The organism is Spiroplasma endosymbiont of Phycita roborella, assembly GCF_964031195.1.
Classification (GTDB): domain Bacteria; phylum Bacillota_I; class Bacilli_A; order Mycoplasmatales; family VBWQ01; genus Spiroplasma_E; species Spiroplasma_E ixodetis_A.
Genome location: NZ_CAXIQJ010000004.1, coordinates 460393 through 476995, shown reverse-complemented (window position 1 = coordinate 476995; position 16603 = coordinate 460393). Strand labels below are relative to the sequence as shown.

General features: G+C 22.4%; 15 protein-coding genes. 6 read left to right on the top strand and 9 right to left on the bottom strand.

Going from position 1 to position 16603, the window contains the following annotated elements:
• The first annotated feature begins 211 nt into the window (after nt 1-211).
• From AAHM95_RS04655 to AAHM95_RS04640, 4 genes are all read left to right on the top strand, one after another.
• Nucleotides 212-1501, top strand: a complete 1290-nt coding sequence (locus tag AAHM95_RS04655) for a hypothetical protein (protein WP_342274248.1) — start codon at nt 212-214, stop codon at nt 1499-1501.
• 3 nt (nt 1502-1504) lie between these two features.
• Complete coding sequence (locus AAHM95_RS04650; protein WP_342273752.1) at nt 1505-3787, top strand: hypothetical protein; 2283 nt, start codon at nt 1505-1507, stop codon at nt 3785-3787.
• A gap of 143 nt (nt 3788-3930) precedes the next feature.
• Nucleotides 3931-5172 carry a hypothetical protein gene (locus AAHM95_RS04645; RefSeq protein ID WP_342273753.1) on the top strand — a complete coding sequence of 414 codons (1242 nt, stop codon included), beginning with the start codon at nt 3931-3933 and terminating at the stop codon, nt 5170-5172.
• On the top strand, nt 5123-7141 hold the full coding sequence (locus tag AAHM95_RS04640; RefSeq protein WP_342274247.1) for a hypothetical protein: 2019 nt from the start codon (nt 5123-5125) through the stop codon (nt 7139-7141). Before AAHM95_RS04645 ends, AAHM95_RS04640 begins: the two co-directional genes overlap by 50 nt.
• Before the next feature lie 88 nt (nt 7142-7229).
• On the opposite strand, the gene AAHM95_RS04635 is transcribed toward AAHM95_RS04640, so the two are convergent.
• Nucleotides 7230-7442: a hypothetical protein gene (locus AAHM95_RS04635; protein WP_342274246.1), complete on the bottom strand. Its 213-nt coding sequence runs from the start codon at nt 7440-7442 to the stop codon at nt 7230-7232.
• 150 nt (nt 7443-7592) lie between these two features.
• Nucleotides 7593-9299 carry a hypothetical protein gene (locus tag AAHM95_RS04630; RefSeq protein WP_342273756.1) on the bottom strand — a complete coding sequence of 569 codons (1707 nt, stop codon included), beginning with the start codon at nt 9297-9299 and terminating at the stop codon, nt 7593-7595.
• Nucleotides 9300-9362: 63 nt separating this feature from the next.
• On the opposite strand from AAHM95_RS04630, the gene AAHM95_RS04625 reads away from it, so the two are divergent.
• The gene (locus AAHM95_RS04625; protein ID WP_342273757.1) at nt 9363-10523 is read left to right on the top strand and encodes an Mbov_0401 family ICE element transposase-like protein; all 1161 of its coding nucleotides are present in this window, start codon (nt 9363-9365) and stop codon (nt 10521-10523) included.
• Nucleotides 10524-10640: 117 nt separating this feature from the next.
• Here the strand turns inward: AAHM95_RS04625 and AAHM95_RS04620 are convergent, their stop codons facing one another.
• The 7 genes from AAHM95_RS04620 to infC form a co-directional block, all read right to left on the bottom strand.
• The gene (locus AAHM95_RS04620) at nt 10641-11513 is read right to left on the bottom strand and encodes a TrmH family RNA methyltransferase (protein WP_342274245.1); all 873 of its coding nucleotides are present in this window, start codon (nt 11511-11513) and stop codon (nt 10641-10643) included.
• Nucleotides 11491-12198 (bottom strand): M48 family metallopeptidase, encoded by a 708-nt coding sequence (locus AAHM95_RS04615; RefSeq protein WP_342274244.1) that lies wholly within the window; start codon nt 12196-12198, stop codon nt 11491-11493. Before AAHM95_RS04615 ends, AAHM95_RS04620 begins: the two co-directional genes overlap by 23 nt.
• Before the next feature lie 35 nt (nt 12199-12233).
• A complete protein-coding gene (locus tag AAHM95_RS04610; protein WP_338960903.1) occupies nt 12234-12737 on the bottom strand; it encodes a dUTP diphosphatase in 504 nt (167 codons plus the stop codon).
• Between the two features lie 31 nt (nt 12738-12768).
• On the bottom strand, nt 12769-13629 hold the full coding sequence (locus AAHM95_RS04605; protein ID WP_342274243.1) for a TMEM164 family acyltransferase: 861 nt from the start codon (nt 13627-13629) through the stop codon (nt 12769-12771).
• 231 nt (nt 13630-13860) lie between these two features.
• Complete coding sequence (rplT, locus tag AAHM95_RS04600; RefSeq protein WP_338978156.1) at nt 13861-14220, bottom strand: 50S ribosomal protein L20; 360 nt, start codon at nt 14218-14220, stop codon at nt 13861-13863.
• Between the two features lie 16 nt (nt 14221-14236).
• Nucleotides 14237-14425: a 50S ribosomal protein L35 gene (gene rpmI / locus AAHM95_RS04595; RefSeq protein ID WP_174480739.1), complete on the bottom strand. Its 189-nt coding sequence runs from the start codon at nt 14423-14425 to the stop codon at nt 14237-14239.
• 16 nt (nt 14426-14441) lie between these two features.
• Entirely contained in the window at nt 14442-14984 is a 543-nt protein-coding gene (infC, locus tag AAHM95_RS04590; protein WP_339042334.1) for a translation initiation factor IF-3, read from the bottom strand.
• A 280-nt stretch (nt 14985-15264) separates the two neighbouring features.
• Between infC and AAHM95_RS04585 the strand changes: the two genes are divergently transcribed.
• Nucleotides 15265-16512, top strand: coding sequence for an ISNCY family transposase (locus AAHM95_RS04585; protein ID WP_342273976.1), 1248 nt, complete (start codon nt 15265-15267; stop codon nt 16510-16512).
• Nucleotides 16513-16603 lie beyond the last annotated feature (91 nt).

Below are 16603 nucleotides of genomic sequence, written 5' to 3'. Positions count from 1 at the left end.
TGATTTAATTACTAGTATTAGTGCTGTTGGTGTAGAATTTTTAACTGATTTTACTATTAATCAAGTTTATGATTATTTAAAAGGAAATGTAACACCATTAAATACTTTTTTTAATATATTACCAGCATTTGCTGGACTTAATAAAATTAGTCGTGGTTATCGTACAAGTAAATTTATTAAACTAGCACAAAAAACTAAAACATTAGAACAAGTGGGAATTAAAGAAGCAAAAAATTTACAAGAAATTATTAGTCAAGTAAGTGGAAAAGAAATTTTAACAGATAAAATTATTGGTAATAAACGTTATTTAATGAATTATAGTTTTACTCCTAATCGTGAAACAGTATTACGAGATTTAGGTTATGTTGCTGAAAGACAATATAAAAATAATTTTCAAAAACTAGAAACAGAAAAATTAATGGAACACTTATTATTACAAAATACATTAATAAAACTAAGTCCACAATTAACTCCTAAATTTAAAATTAAAGATATTGAAAAAGCAAATAACTTTTTAAAAAAATTTAATACTGATTTAAAAGAAGTATTAAAAATGAATCAACATGATTGATTAAATTTAGTTCATACAATACATACAGAAAATAGATATGGAAAAACTTTAATTTTAGATTTACAAAAAATTCGTGCTAATGCTATTAAATTTAATTTTAAAAATAATATTATTCATCAACTTGTTTTAAAAGCAAATCAAACTTTTAAATATTTTGATATTAGATTTTATTTAAAAAAAGGTTTAAATAAATTTTGAAAAGATACACCATATTTTGAAAAAATAAGAGAAAGTATATATAAATTACAAGAAAAATTTGAAAAGTTAGAAAAACAAGCATTTGAAAAAATTAATAAATTAAAAGAAAAAGCAACTGATTTATTTACTAGTGCAGAAAAAAGAGCAATTAAACACGCACAATTAATTCCATTAAATTCACCAGTATTTATGGGTTGTAAAATTCAACCTTTGTCATTAGATAAATGTGCAATTACTATTTATCATCGTAATCCTAAATATAAACCAATTACAGTTGTTGATAGTATTCTTAAAGCAAAAACTTTTGTTACTCAAATACATCCATTTCATTGATATCGTTGATATAGTGGTTGATACATTGGTTATGGTGTTAATCGTAATAAATGATTAAAAGCAATAGCATTTGCTCCACCAGTTGTTCAACAAGTAATTAGAGATAGTTTTAAAGTATATAGAGAAATATTTAGAACTATTAGAACTTATCATAAAGTAGTAAATGTTATTAATAATCCTATTGAAAATATTAACAAATCATTTAAAAATGTTGGTTTAAAATTTTCAGTAAACACTTTATTTGGTACTGGATTATTACATCATTTAGAAAAATTTGCATATAGTCAAGTTGTAGAAAAGGGTAAGAAAAAGTTGCAAAAAGAAATTATCCATATTTCACATAGAAAAACTAAAACAAAAACTAAGCATTATAAAAAAGCATTTTTTAAGGAATGATAAATTATGATTAATAAACTTTGAACTGATGTCAGTCTTGAAAATTATAATAACTGATATCCATTAACTGGAAAAATTACAGAAACCCCACAGCAATATATACAAACATGATCTAATGTTAATGATTGATTTAAAACTTTTGCTATTCGTGCTCAAAATGATATTAATGCTTATCTTGATTTTATTTTATCTAAATTTCCTTTCGATAGTTTTAAAGATGAATTAATTAAAGAAACATTAAGAGATATGGTTTATGTTATGGTTGAACATTGAGTATTTAATCGTACACCAATTGAATTTAATGTTGATGCTACTATTCAATTTAATAATGGTACTCAATTTAGTGCAAATAGTACTCCTACAATTAATGTTTGAGATTTAGCACCTAGTAGAATGAAAATATGAGCAAGATTAACAGAATTAAAACAAATATTTTCAAGTTATAATGATGATGAAATAGATGTTGAAAAAATTGACTTAAAAGCATTTTATACTAGAAATCAAGTTGATGAATTAATTGAACAACAAAAAGAATTTACATTATCAAAACAAATTAAATTATATGATGATTTAGTTGATGATAATGAAAATGAAATATATAGAGGTCCTGTTAGTAAATTTATTAATAAAGGTTATGTTGCAACAGATTATGATAAAGAAACTGAAACAATGATTTTAGATTGACCAGATGAAATTGGAACATTACCACCAGAAGCATTACAAAATAATCCGCAAATTGGTGATTTTACTCATGCACCAACTTGTGATTTTTCTGCTAAACAACAAAAACGAATTACTACTAATGAAAATGAAATTACCAAATTAAATACTGAATTAATTAAAGCAAATGAAAATATTAATGATGTTAAAAATAATTGATTTAATATTGAAACTAGTCCTTTATGAAAGAAAGTTAAAAATGAAAATATTAAAACAGATATATGATATATTATTGATTGAACATATTATTTTATCGATAGTAAACAACTTATTATAAGTAATAATAAATTAACTAAATCTAATATAAGAATTACTAATAGTCAAATAGAACAAAAGCAAATAATAATTGAAAATATTGATGTTAATATTGATAAAGTAACATTATTATATGATGTTGATTTAATAAAGTTTATTGCTACTAATAACACAAAAAAGTATAAACCAATAATTCATAATATATATCAATATCAAGGAATAGGTACACCAACTGAATTTATAGCAGAAGAAAATACTGAACGTGATTATTATACAAAACTAGAAACTAATAATTTATTAGATAAAAAACAAAATAAATTAATTGCTGGTACTAATATAACTATTGATGAAAATAATAAAATTAGTGCTATTGGTGGTTCTACTGATTTAACTGATTATTATAAAAAAGAAGAAATAGATAAAAAATTAGAAGATACAAAAGCATTATTTCCAATTGCTTTTTCTATGAATGCTATTGGTCAAGAAATTCCTAATTTAGAAACTACTAATAAAACAGTTGTTGGTGCTATTAATGAAAATAAAAGTAATATTGATAAAAAACAAGATAAAGAAAATTGAAAAATAATAGGTAAAAGTCTTGATAATCGTACATGAGAAGATTTTGCTCTTAGTTTTAATAAATATTATAGAGTATTTATAACATGAGATAAACCACCTTTTAATCAAACAAGTGTAAAACTAAAAATAGAGTTTAAGAGTTCTGCATATATAGGTGGAGATTATATGCTTGTTAAAGGTAAAATTGATAATGAAGATGCTTCATTAATTATTAAACTAGGAACTGTTGATGGTAATAAAAGTCAATTAATTATTATTGGTGGAAATAAACAATATGGGAATATATTTTCATTAGAAGAATTACAAGATACTATTAAAGTTGATATTAAATCAAAATTACAAATAAGGTCTGGTAGTTTAACTACAAATGAAATAGAAGAAAATATTTGAGATATTGAATTAAAAAATAATCCAACACCAAGTCCAAGTGGTTCAAATTGAAAAGAAGTAGGAACAAGAGAGAAAAATAAATGAGATAATTGACAAATTACTTATTATTTTCAAGAGAATAAACATTATAGAGTTTATTATTCTTGAAGTATATATAATCCAGTTTATACTATTCAAGAATTTATTATAACTGATAAAAAAATTGCTGGTGTACCAATACAAACCTTTAATGATAGTGCTAATATAGTAATTTTATCAGTTCAACATGCTAAATTTATTACTATTTATAGTGGAAAAGGTAATTTAAAAGGTAATGTATGAAAATTAGAAGAATTACAAGAATAATATTATGTTTTTTAAAATTATAAAAATTATTTTAGGTTTAATTGGAGTAATTCTGTCATCAGCAACAGCGGGTTTAATTATATTTATCATTGTAAAAATAATATTAAAAATTAATCAAATATTTTAGAAAGGTGGTGAATATTATGTTAAGTTTATTTAAAAGAAAAGATAAAACAAATACTAGTGATAATCAAAATGAAAAAGTAAAATTTTTAACTAATAAAAATAAAAGTACACATGCTTCTATTTTAAATTATTTTGGTTTTAATGATTTTAATCATGAAACTTATTTTACTGATTTTGTAGCAGAAAATAATGCTAATTTATATAATGCTCCATTAGATATTAATAATGAAACTATTAAACAATATTTAATTCAACAAGAATTTTATAGAAAAAATTGAAATTCTATTTTTAAGTTAAGTAAATTAGGAATTAGTGGTTATTTAATTTATATTGCTAATGATGACTTATATTTTCAAGTAGTGGATATACAACAAAGAGTTTATGATATTACTGGTAAATTAATTCAATGTACTATTTTTTATGATAGTTATCAACAAAATGCACAAACTGTAAGATTATTTGAAATTTATACACTAAATAATGAACAAGTAACTATTAATCGTGCAATTTATAGTATTAATGATAATAAAAAACAATTTCCATTATCTTTTAAAGAATATAGTAATAATCCTAATTTAGAACAAGAACAAACACTAAATATTAATTATATACCAATAGCAATTATGCGAAATAAAGCAAATGAATTAGCAGATTGTAATAAAGTAATGGATAAAATTAAAGCATTAGATGTCATTTATGAACAAATTGTTTTAGATACCATTTTAAATTCACCTAAATTTATATTTAGTCAAACTTATGGTAATGTTCAATCAGCATTAGAAGAAGCAGTAAGAACATTAGTTACTAAAAACTACATATTTAAAAGTGGTGGAGATAATAATGAACAAAACGAAAATATCAATATGACAAATAGTAATTTTAAAGGTAAAAATTTAACTGATATATATGATTGAAATGTTAATGAAATATTTAAACGTTGTGGTATTCATATACCAAGTCAAAAGAAATCTGCACAACAATCAGTACCCGAAAGTACAGCTGTAAATATTTCTACTATTAATTATATTGAACAAAAATTATGGCAATTTAATATTGATATTCTTAAATTTATTCAAATATTAGTACGTTTAGATAAAGATTTATTAAATAGTAAAACATTTAATATTAATGATGAACAAGAAATTAATAATTTAACTGTTAAATTAAAATTATTTAATCCCGAAAATAACCAATTAATAGGAGAGAACAATGGAAAACAACAACAAACCACAAACGAAGTTTCCACAGAAACAAACTAAACTTAATCAAGCAGAAGTAGAAAATGATTATTTAATTGATAATATTCCTTATGATTTTACAAATATGATGGGTGCTACTAGTGACCCAGATATTAATAGAGCATATGATGAATTTAAAAAAAGAACAATTTATATTTATGAAATTGAACGTTTATTTAAAAATAATGAAAATAATAGTTTAAAATTTTCAGCAAATACTATTAAAATAGGTTTTATTGATATTGATAAAGTATTAAAAACTACTGCTGTTGAAACATCTGATTTTACTATGCAATTAAATCAAAGAGCAAGTACTAATATTAATGATAATACAATTGAATATAGTATGACTGATATTAAAAATTTAATATTTCAAGAAATAAATTTATTAAATCAATTTAAGTTATATGCAGTTAATATAAATGAACCTTTAACTGAAAATAATATTGATAATTTATATATAATTAATAATTATTCACAACCTTATCAAAATCCAAAAACTAGAAGTACTAAAAGTATAACTATTATTAAAATTAAAGATTTTAAAACAAGAGATGGTTATCCAATCATTATTAAATTACAAAAACCATTAGATAAAGATACAAAAGTTACTGGTTTAAAAATTAAAGCCCCTAGAAGCATGATTTTTGGCAATATAAAGGTACTTGGTGAAGTTGACAATATGGAAGTATACCCAAAGTTATTTGTTAAAGATAAGATAGCATTTCCGCTATTATCAATGCCTATTGAAACTCAACCAAAAGTTAGAATATTACAACAATGATTTAGTGAACAAATATTACCTTGAAACTTAGCAAAACAATTTATAGGACAAGAAAAATCAGTTTTAGATTTAATTAAAATTAGTACTGGAACTGAAACAAGAAGAGAAGTTATTAAAAATGCAAGAGTGACACATGCTTGATTAGGATATGAAATGGGTACTGTTTGAGATGGTAAGTGACCATTAAAAAAACAAAAAGAATTAAAAGATAAAGAAGTTTGAAATTTTGCTGGTGAAAGTCAATTTTATAGTTATGTTGCTACAAATGATAAATTTGATGATATTGAAATTGAAATAAAAGACGCACCAACTAATGATAGTTTACAAAAAGTATTATTAGGCATGCTAAGTTATACATATAATTATAATAGGAATTTTGATGGTTTTAAACCAGATACTTTAAATTCAAAAATAGCAGAATTACGTACTAAATTTGAAGGACAAAAACCAGAAGAAGTTATTACAAATTTATTTAAACAATGGGAATTAGATTATCCAAATTATGTAAAATTACAACAAATACAAATTTTAAAAAAAATAATAAATATGCTTTCTAAATATATTTATTCTACTAGTTCAATTAATAAGGGTTTGAATGATGATTATAAACTTTTATTACCTTATTATTTTGAATTAAAATCAAATCCAATTCATACAAATCCAACTGATGTTTGAGAATTTAAAGATGTAAAAGTAATATTAAAATCTGAATATTTTGATTTTACAAATATTAATAATATTAAATTAAAAAATAATGATATTAGTCAAAATGAATTATTTAAACTAGATGATAACCAATTTAACTGACTATCTATTACAAATGAATTAGAAAGTAATAATATTCCATCATTAATTCCTGCTGATTGAACACTAGGTAATGGTGAATATGGTAAGTATTTTACAAGAGCAATTATTGATAAAAATAAAATTGAAAATGCTTTAAATTTATATGGTTCAAATAAATCTCAATTATTTTCTAAATTAGAATTTTATAAAGAAATTGCACAAATTGATAATAATAGTGAATTTAAATTACAAATCGAAAATCCGATTAATAACTTAAATCGGATTGAACTTAGTGGTATATTTGGCTCTGGAAATTATGATTTAATTTTAATAACTGATAAACAAGAAATAAATTTAACTAATATTAATTTATTTGATAAATATAACGAAAATATTTCTTATATAAATTTAGAAATTTAGATTTTTTTATTGAAATATCCAACTGGATAAATTCCATCTCACTTTATATCAACATTAGGATAAGTTGGATTAATAGATAAATATAAAGTTATTTTATGAATATCATCTGTTTTTCTTTCTCATATTGTTGTACAAGACCTCTCCAGTGAACATTACCATCATAATCTAAGTAATATTTTAAATCATTTACTTTATTATGTGCTATTGAACCAATTATTAAACCAGTTACTCCACTTACTGCACCAGTTAGTGCTAATGCTAATGTTATTTTACTTAAATTTGTTTTTATTCATGTTTTCATAATAAATTTCTCCTTTTTTCCTTGATTTTACTTATAAATTGTACTATTTTTGATTATTTTTACAAGTATGCTTTTAAATGGAAAATAATGCCTAAATAAAAGGCGTTTATTTTGTGATACCTATACTATTAATGATATTCAACTTGTTTATTATATAGCAAATGTGAAGATGCTTTTTTTGACACTAGCATTATTTTTACCCCTAATTACATTTTTATATGGATATAGTGAATAAAATAAAGCATCGTAAGGGTCTTGGTACATATTTTTATCAGGAATGTTAGTTTTTGTTTCATCATAACGTAATTCTTCTAAACATTGAGTAGTTTTTGGTAAATCATCTTGATTTGCATAAAAGTTTCCATAACTCATAATATTTCTCATTCAAACTACTCTATTAGTTAATCCTGCTTCTTGATTTAAATTTGAAGCATGTTTAATAGCAGTTTGTGTTATTAGAATAGTATTATGCTCATCTATTAATTTTTGATTTAATCAATCAATTGCTGTTCTTGCTTTATCATCATAAAAATAAATTGCTTGGTCAAAATTTTCAAAATTATCCATTAATCCTAAAATTTCATTTACATAAGCATTAATTTTTTCATTTTCATTAATAAAATCATTAGGTGTAACTACTAATTCACAAATAATATAAGCATCATAATATCCAGTATTATTATATTGTTTAAAACCAACTATCATAAATACAGTATGGTCTTTATGTCCAGTTGCTCAATCAACACCAACTGAATAAAAATCAAATTTATACATATCTTTTTCTTCATTATAAAATTGTTTTAAATCATATGGTTGTCAATATTTTACTGTTTTTTGAAATGGAAAAATTGTTGCATCACTATCTAAAAATTCAAAACCATAAAAAACAGTATTAAATTCATCGGGATTACTTTTTTTCATTTCTAATAATGTTCTTTTTTGAATGTCTGGTAATTTATTTCAAAATGGTTGAATAGTAAATCTTAATATAAATAAACCTAAACCACTAAAAATTTCTTTATTTTCATAATAAACTTTACCAACTTTTTTAAGATTTTCCATAATTTTATCATTTAATGGTAAAAATGGCGTGCAATACTTTAAATAAAATGGATGGTATTTATCGTATGGATTACATGTAAAAGTAATGAAAAAACTTTTATAAAAATAACGAGTAATCTTTTGTCCAAAGGTAGAACTATATATATTTTTATCAATAAATGTTCAACTTCACTCTTTAATAGGTTCATTTGATACTTTAATACGATTACTTCTAAACATAGAGTTTTGTAAACGTTCATATCGATATGTTAATTGCTTTTCAGTTAATGTTTCTTTTTCTTCTGCCATAATAATTTCATCTGTTCTTGAACCTAAAAAACTTGAACCACCTGCTTCTTTTCCAAAAATTTTATTACCATTAGCATAACCAATAAAGTCAATTTGTTGATTATTAGGAAAAATAATACAACCACCATCCTTAGTAATTTTTCATTTAATTCCATGTGGATTATTAGGTAGTAAATTAATATTATATGTATCTAATAAAACTTGACAAACATTCATTAAAGCACCAATTGTAGTTTCACTATGAGTATTTTCATATCTTCTTACTTCTTGAACACTACTATCACTAAAATTACAACATATAAATAAATCAAATGCTAAGCAATTTCAAGTTTTTCTTGTTCCACGTGCTGTTGGTATAAAACGATAAAAACAATTAGTAGTAAAATATTCGGCTCATTCATCACCAACAAATTTTTTAAAAATATCTCAACTAAAACCATAATTATTATCACTAAAATTAAGATTATATTTTTTATTTAATTGTGCATAACTAGTGATAAAAGCCATATTTACTCCTTATTAACATATATAAGTTAAAATTAAATTATTTAAAAGAAAGGAACATTAAAAATGTTAACACTACCATTCCCTAATCATTTTGATTGAGACAAACACTATTTTAATCAAGATGAATTAAATTTACAACAAACAGAAGAATTATTTAAAAAAATAGATGATTATTTATGAAATACATGTAATAAATCTTTATATAAATCATATAGATTTAGAAAAAGAAAATTAAAAACAAAAAAAGGTTTATTAAATTATAAACGACGTATTTGTACATATTATAACCCAAAAACACAAAAAAAGGAATTTGTTTCATTATTAGATATATATCTTGGTGTTAAAAAGTATAGTAAATTAGCACCAGATGTTATTAAACAAATTTTAAAATATTTTGCTGATGGTAAAAAGTATCGTGATGTTTGTGATACTTTTATTGAAGATTTAATAAGTAATAGTACAGTTTGTAGAAGATATCAAAAATTTGAATTACCAAAAGCAAATATTCCCAAAATACCATTACAACCAAATCAAAATTTATATGTAAATATTGATGATGGTCATCGAAAATTTAAGTTTAATGAAAAACACAATACTAAAAATTGTAAAAAATGTTCGATGAGATTAATAGTAATGTGTACTGGTAAAAAGAAAAATGGAAAATTAATTAATAAAAGAGCAGTTTGTAAAATAAGAGTTTCAAAAACAGAAATTGGTGCTGAAAAAACCGCAAAATTAATAGAAAAATATGGTAATTTATTTTTTGAAAACTTTGACCAAGCAAATTTAATAGTTTGTGGTGATAGTGCAAAATGAATTAGAAAAACTGCTACAATTTTAAATGCCAAATTTATTTTAGATAAATTTCATGCTTTTCATGTTTTATTTCTTGGTATCATGGCTGGAAGAAGAAAAAATCAAATTGCTAAATTACACTATCAAAATGCAATAAATTTATTTGCCAAAGGTGAATATTATGAATTAATTGATTTTTTACAATCATTAACTTTACAATATAAAAAATTAAAAGTTGGTTATTTTATTAATGCAAAAGATGGTGTATTAAACCAAGCATTAGTTGAAAATATTGGTTGCTTTACTGAAACTAATATTAAACAAATTTTAAAGCATATGATTGGTGATAGAACTTATAACATTGATATGTATACAAAAATGGTTAATTTTAAATGCTATCAAATAAATACTGCCATCCAGTTATTATAAATTAAAATAAAAATCCCTAATTAAGGGATTTGCCTAAGAGACCACGTACTTTACATACGCTTAGTAATCATAACGGTATACGGTTTATCTTAAAGGACTTTATTACATTATAACATATTAAAAACTTATTAAAGATGCTTTAATAAGAATTTTTGAGTTATAAAAGTAAGTATTATTGTTGACTAATATTTTTCAAGTGTTAAGATTAACATACAATTGCATATTGAAGTCAAAATTATTCTCGTCTAACTTTATAATTTTAAGACAAATTTGAATATTATTGACAACATCGGTACGCTCCCAATAAATATTACTATTAATTTTATCTTTATACTTTTTATTAATGCCTTGTCCTTCATTGCCAAATAAAAAAGCATTCTTTTGCTTAAAGGTAATTTCAGATAAATTAGTACTATTATCTTCATGTAGAAATGTACCATAAATCATATAATTTGCATTTTTTACTTTTAATAAAAATTGATCAAAATTTTCATAATACACATTAGTATAAAAAATAGCTCCTTGACTTGCACTAATTACTTTGTGATTATATAAATCAACGCTTTCATTCGATAAATATACTTCAGAAATATTAAAAGCAGTAACACTGCGTAAAATATTTCCTAAATTACCTGGATCTTGAATTGTATCAATTAGAATAATATGAGAAGAATAAAAATAATTTAAAGGTTTAACAATATTACAAACGCCAATTATTGGTTGTGGTGTTTTTTGTTGTGAAATTTTTTTAATAATCATACTATTTACAACAATAACTTCAATATTATTACAATCTTTTAATAAATTTGCATATTTGTCTAAATACTTCTCATCAACATATACTGCAAGTAATCTTTTTTTTAATAATGCAATACTAATTAAATGTTCTCCTTCAATTAAAAACTTTTTTTTAACATTGCGATGTTTTCTTTCATGTAATAAAACTAATTCTTGAATTATTGGATTTTTAAGTGAGGTTATTTGTTTCATCCATAACTCCTTGTTTTAATATTTTTTGACAATCTTGAAAATCTGGACAATATTGAGCAACAAAATTTCAAAATGTTTTTTTATGATGAGCATGAATTATATGCGTTAACTCATGAATTATAACATAATCAATTACAGCATAATCAAAATGAATTAATTTATAATTAAGTGTAATGATTTTAGTATTTGGTTGACAAACACCTCATTTATTTAACATCGAACGAATTTTTAGTACTGAAAACTCAATATTCATAATTTCTGATCAATATTGTAAACGACTCATAAAAATATTTTTTGACTCTTCTTTTAAAAATTTTTGAATTTTAATTAATATTTGCTTATCATCTTGAATATTTGTGCATACTACCAAATTATTAAATTCAAAATAAATAATGGTTTTTTTTGAATGATACTTAGTAATTAATTTATATTTTTTACTTAAAAAATAAAGATAACTGTCATTATTATTAATAACAATATTAGGTTTTAATATAGTTTTCTTTTTTAAAATTTTAGATAAACTTTTTAAAATGAAATCTTCAATTAATTTTTCTTGCATAAAAAATGGAGCACTAATAATAATTTGATCATTGCGCACTTTTAAATACATATGTTTTTGTTGTTTATATGTAATAATGTACTCTCATTTTGTATTATTATAATTGAAAATTTTAACATTAGTCATTTTAATCTCCTAAATAAAACGATCACTTATTTCCATTAATAATTTTGTGATTGTCGTAAATGATTTATTTCATTTTTATAAATATAACAAGAAATAATGTCTTCACTATTAAAGTTACATTTTTTACCAATTGTAAAATAAATATTTAATAATTCAAAAAAATCATTACTTGATTTTGATTTAAAAAAAGTTGTAACAAAAGCAAATAAATCAATGAATGCAAGATTAAGATCTTGATAATTTGTTTTTTCTGAAAAACTAAAATTTTGAAAATCAATATTAAGGCTATTACCGATACTAAGAATAAAATGAAGACTATCAATATATTCTTCAAGCATTACTGATTTTTCACTACTTGGTTTTGAACTTCAATATTTAAAACATCTTTGTTCATTTGCAAATTCACCTAATTCAACTAAAAGTGCTAAAAATCTAGAATTTAATGTTTTAATATCGCTAACACCGCGATTAATAATTATTTTTTTATCTAACTCATTTTGAAGTTGGATAATTGTTGAAAATTGTTTTGAATTTAACATAATTAACTCACTTTCTTTTTTTAATTATTAATTAAGATTTCATTATTTTTTTATCTTTTAAATTTAATTTTTTATAAAATTTTGTAATTAATGATTTTTTATCTTTGTAAATACGATTAATTTTTGTTCCTTTTTCTAAATAAAAAGGAGATAAAGTTTTTATAATAAAAATATATGTTAAAACTAGTAATGAAATACCAACAACAGACATAAATGTAAAACGTAAAATTGGTAACCACACTGAAGTGTCTAATACTTTTTTACCAAAACTTGCTTTATAACCGGCATTTCCAATAAATAAGTAATTAGTACCAAAGGAAGTATTAAAAATAAAAACACCACCACCAAATAAAGTTAAATATAATATACTTTTTTTGATATATATTTTGTCATATTCAATATGACCATATAAATATAAAAGTAAATAAGAAAAAAGAATAATAATATGAATAAAATAATAATTTCAATAAAGAAAATACTGTGGACCAAAAACTCATTTTGTTTTATCTGGTAATAAAAATGCCAAAATAACAAGACCAATTAAAGGAAAAGTAATATTAAATAAACTTTTATTAGGAATAATTAATAATATACCACTAGTAATATTTAATACCGAACATAATTGAAAAGGAAAATAATCATACCATTGATAATTATCTCCATTCAATCCATGAACAATATAAAAACTAATATATAAAAGTATTTGAAAAATACCTAAACTATATTTAAAACTATAGCACTTACTTAAATTAGCATAAAACCTTTTAAAAATAAATAAACTAATTATCAAGAATAATGATATAGATAAGCCAATTCAATAATACATACCAAATAAAGGATTAATAACTGCTTGTGGATTACCATCAAAAAATCCAAGAAAAACAAATTGCATAATGGCCCCCTCTTTTTTAAATTTCTTTCTTATTTTTATACTAAGAAGCGAATTTATTTTTTAATTTTACCATTAAATATATTATAAAACAAAGTTTGTGATAAAAAAATATTCTTTGAAATTTATATTAAATACATTTCCAAAACTTATCATAATTTTATAAATTAAAAACACTTGAAATAAATTAAATTTATTATAAGTGTTTTTAATTTATATAAAATTTGCAATTAATTATTTTGCTAAAGCAGATTTTGATGCCAAAACTAATTTCTCAAATTCTTCTGGTTGATTAATTGATAACTCAGACAATATTTTACGATTAAGATTAATATTAGATTTATTTAAGCCATCAATAAAACGTGAATATGATAAATCATAATTACGAACAGCTGCATTAATTCTTTGAATTCATAACTTGCGAAACTCACGTTTACAATTTTTACGATCACGATAAGCATATGCTAATGAGTTCATTACTTGTTCATTTGCTGTACGATATAAACTATGTTTTGCTCCATAATATCCTTTTGCTGCTTTTAGTATTTTTTTACGACGATGATTAGTTGTATAACCGCCTTTAACTCTAGCCATTTATTTTGTCACCTTCCTAAATTAAATCTTTTAAACGCTTATAGTCAGAAGCAGATACTTCACTTCACCCACGTAATTGACGTTTTTGTTTTGTTGTTTTATTTTGAGCTAAGTGAGAAACAAAAGCACCACTACGCATTCATTTACCACTTCCTGTTACTTTAATTCTTTTTTTTAAAGCTTTTTTTGTTTTCATTTTTGGCATATTTTACCTCCTATTGTTAATTTTCTTGATTTTTCTTTTTTGGAAAAAGATAAATAGTTTGTATATTTTTTTCTTTTTTATCAAAGTTTTTATCATAAATACAAATATCTTCTAATTCTTTATAAAATTTTGTAATTACTTCAAATCCTGCTTCAGGATTATGTAATTCACGACCACGATATTTTAATGTAACTTTTACTTTGTTACCATTACTTAGAAATTTACGAGCCTTATTTGCCTTTGTTTTAATGTCATTGTTATCAATAACAACACTTAGTCGAATTTCTTTTTCTTCAACAATTGTTAATTTTTGTGCTTTTTTAACTTCTTTTTCCTTTTTTTGTTGTTCAAAACGATATGTATCAAATTTAAACATTTTACAAACAGGTGGTTTAGCATTTGGTGATATACATAACAGGTCATATCCTAAATCTTCTGCTTTTTTTAAAGCATCATTTTTTTTCATTAAGCCATAATTAGTACCCTCATTACCAATTAATAAAAATTCATAAAAGGGAATATTACTATTTCATAAATTATCATTATTTTTAAAAGCCATACATACCTCCTTTAATTTGCATAAATAAAAGTCTGCTAAAACGCACACTCACCACTACAAAACTTTATTTTAAAAATAAAAATTTAAAGCATTGAACCTATAACAACTTAGTTATCAGGTGAGCGTAAAAACTACTTTCTTTATATCAACTATTATTATATTAGATTTTTAATAAATTACAAGATTTTTTTAATATGTGTCATTATTTAGTGATAATTTCCTATTAGTTATCGAGTGAAAATTTCTCAAAAAGTGAAGTTAAATATACTTGGTGATAAAAATGGAAAGAAGCATGACTATGAAAGAAAAATATAAATACAAAATTATAAATGACATTGTTATTAATAAATTATCTAAACATCAAGCCAAAAATAAACTTAACCTAACTATTAGAAGAATTAACCAATTAATTCAAATTTTTAATAAAGAAGGTAAAGTTGGTTTTATTCATAAATCTCGCAATAAAATTTCTAATAAGGCAACAAAAATAGAAATTAAAAATAAAATTATAAACTTATATAAAACAAAATATTATAATTTTAATTTTCAACATTTTCAGGAAAAATTAATTAATGAAGAAAACACTAAAATTGCATATAGTACAGTTTATAATCTATTAATTCAAGAAAAAATCACTTCACCAAAAAGACATAAGAATAAAAAAAATAACTTGCATCCCACAAGAAATCGTAGAACAAATTTTGGTGAATTAATTCAAATGGATGCAAGTAATCATCATTGATTTGGTAACGATAAACCAAAAGCATTTTTACATGCTGCAATTGATGATGCTACAGGAAATATTGTTGGACTATGATTTGATCACCAAGAGACATTAGATGGTTATTATAATGTTTTTTATCAAATTTTAACTAAATATGGCATACCAAAGATATTTTATACTGATAATAGAACAGTTTTTGGATATAAGAAAAAAATTGATTCAGGTAAAATAAACACAGAAAATGACACTTATACTCAATTTCAAAAATGCTGTAATGATTTAGGTGTTGAAGTAATTAGAACCTCAATTCCACAAGCTAAAGGCAGAATTGAACGATTATTTGGAACACTTCAAAGTCGTTTAATTAGTGAATTACGACTTAATAAAATTAAAAATTTAGAAGATGGTAATAAATTTCTTAAAACATATATAAACATTTTTAATAATCAGTTTGCTTTTCCTATTGATGATAATAAATCTGCTATGGTTAAAGCTCCTACACAAAATGAAATAAATGTTTATCTTTCAAGATTTTGTAAAAGAAAAACAGATAGTGGTTCAACTATAACATATTATGGTAAAAAATATTTTCCTTATAAAAATAACAAAGTTCAATATATACAACCTAGAACTGATGTAATTGTACTTAAATCATTTATTAATGAATTCTATCTTAGTTATAATAATAAAATATATGAACTAAAAGAAATAGCATTAAAACCAATTATTAAAGAAGATTTGATAAAAACTAAAAAAGTTTATATACCAAATAAAGACCATCCTTGAAGATATGGATATCAATAATTTTTAATTAAAAGTAAAAAAACATATTTTAGAAGAGATTTATTTTATTAATACTAAACCATATAAAATTTTAAAACATTTGTATATGAGC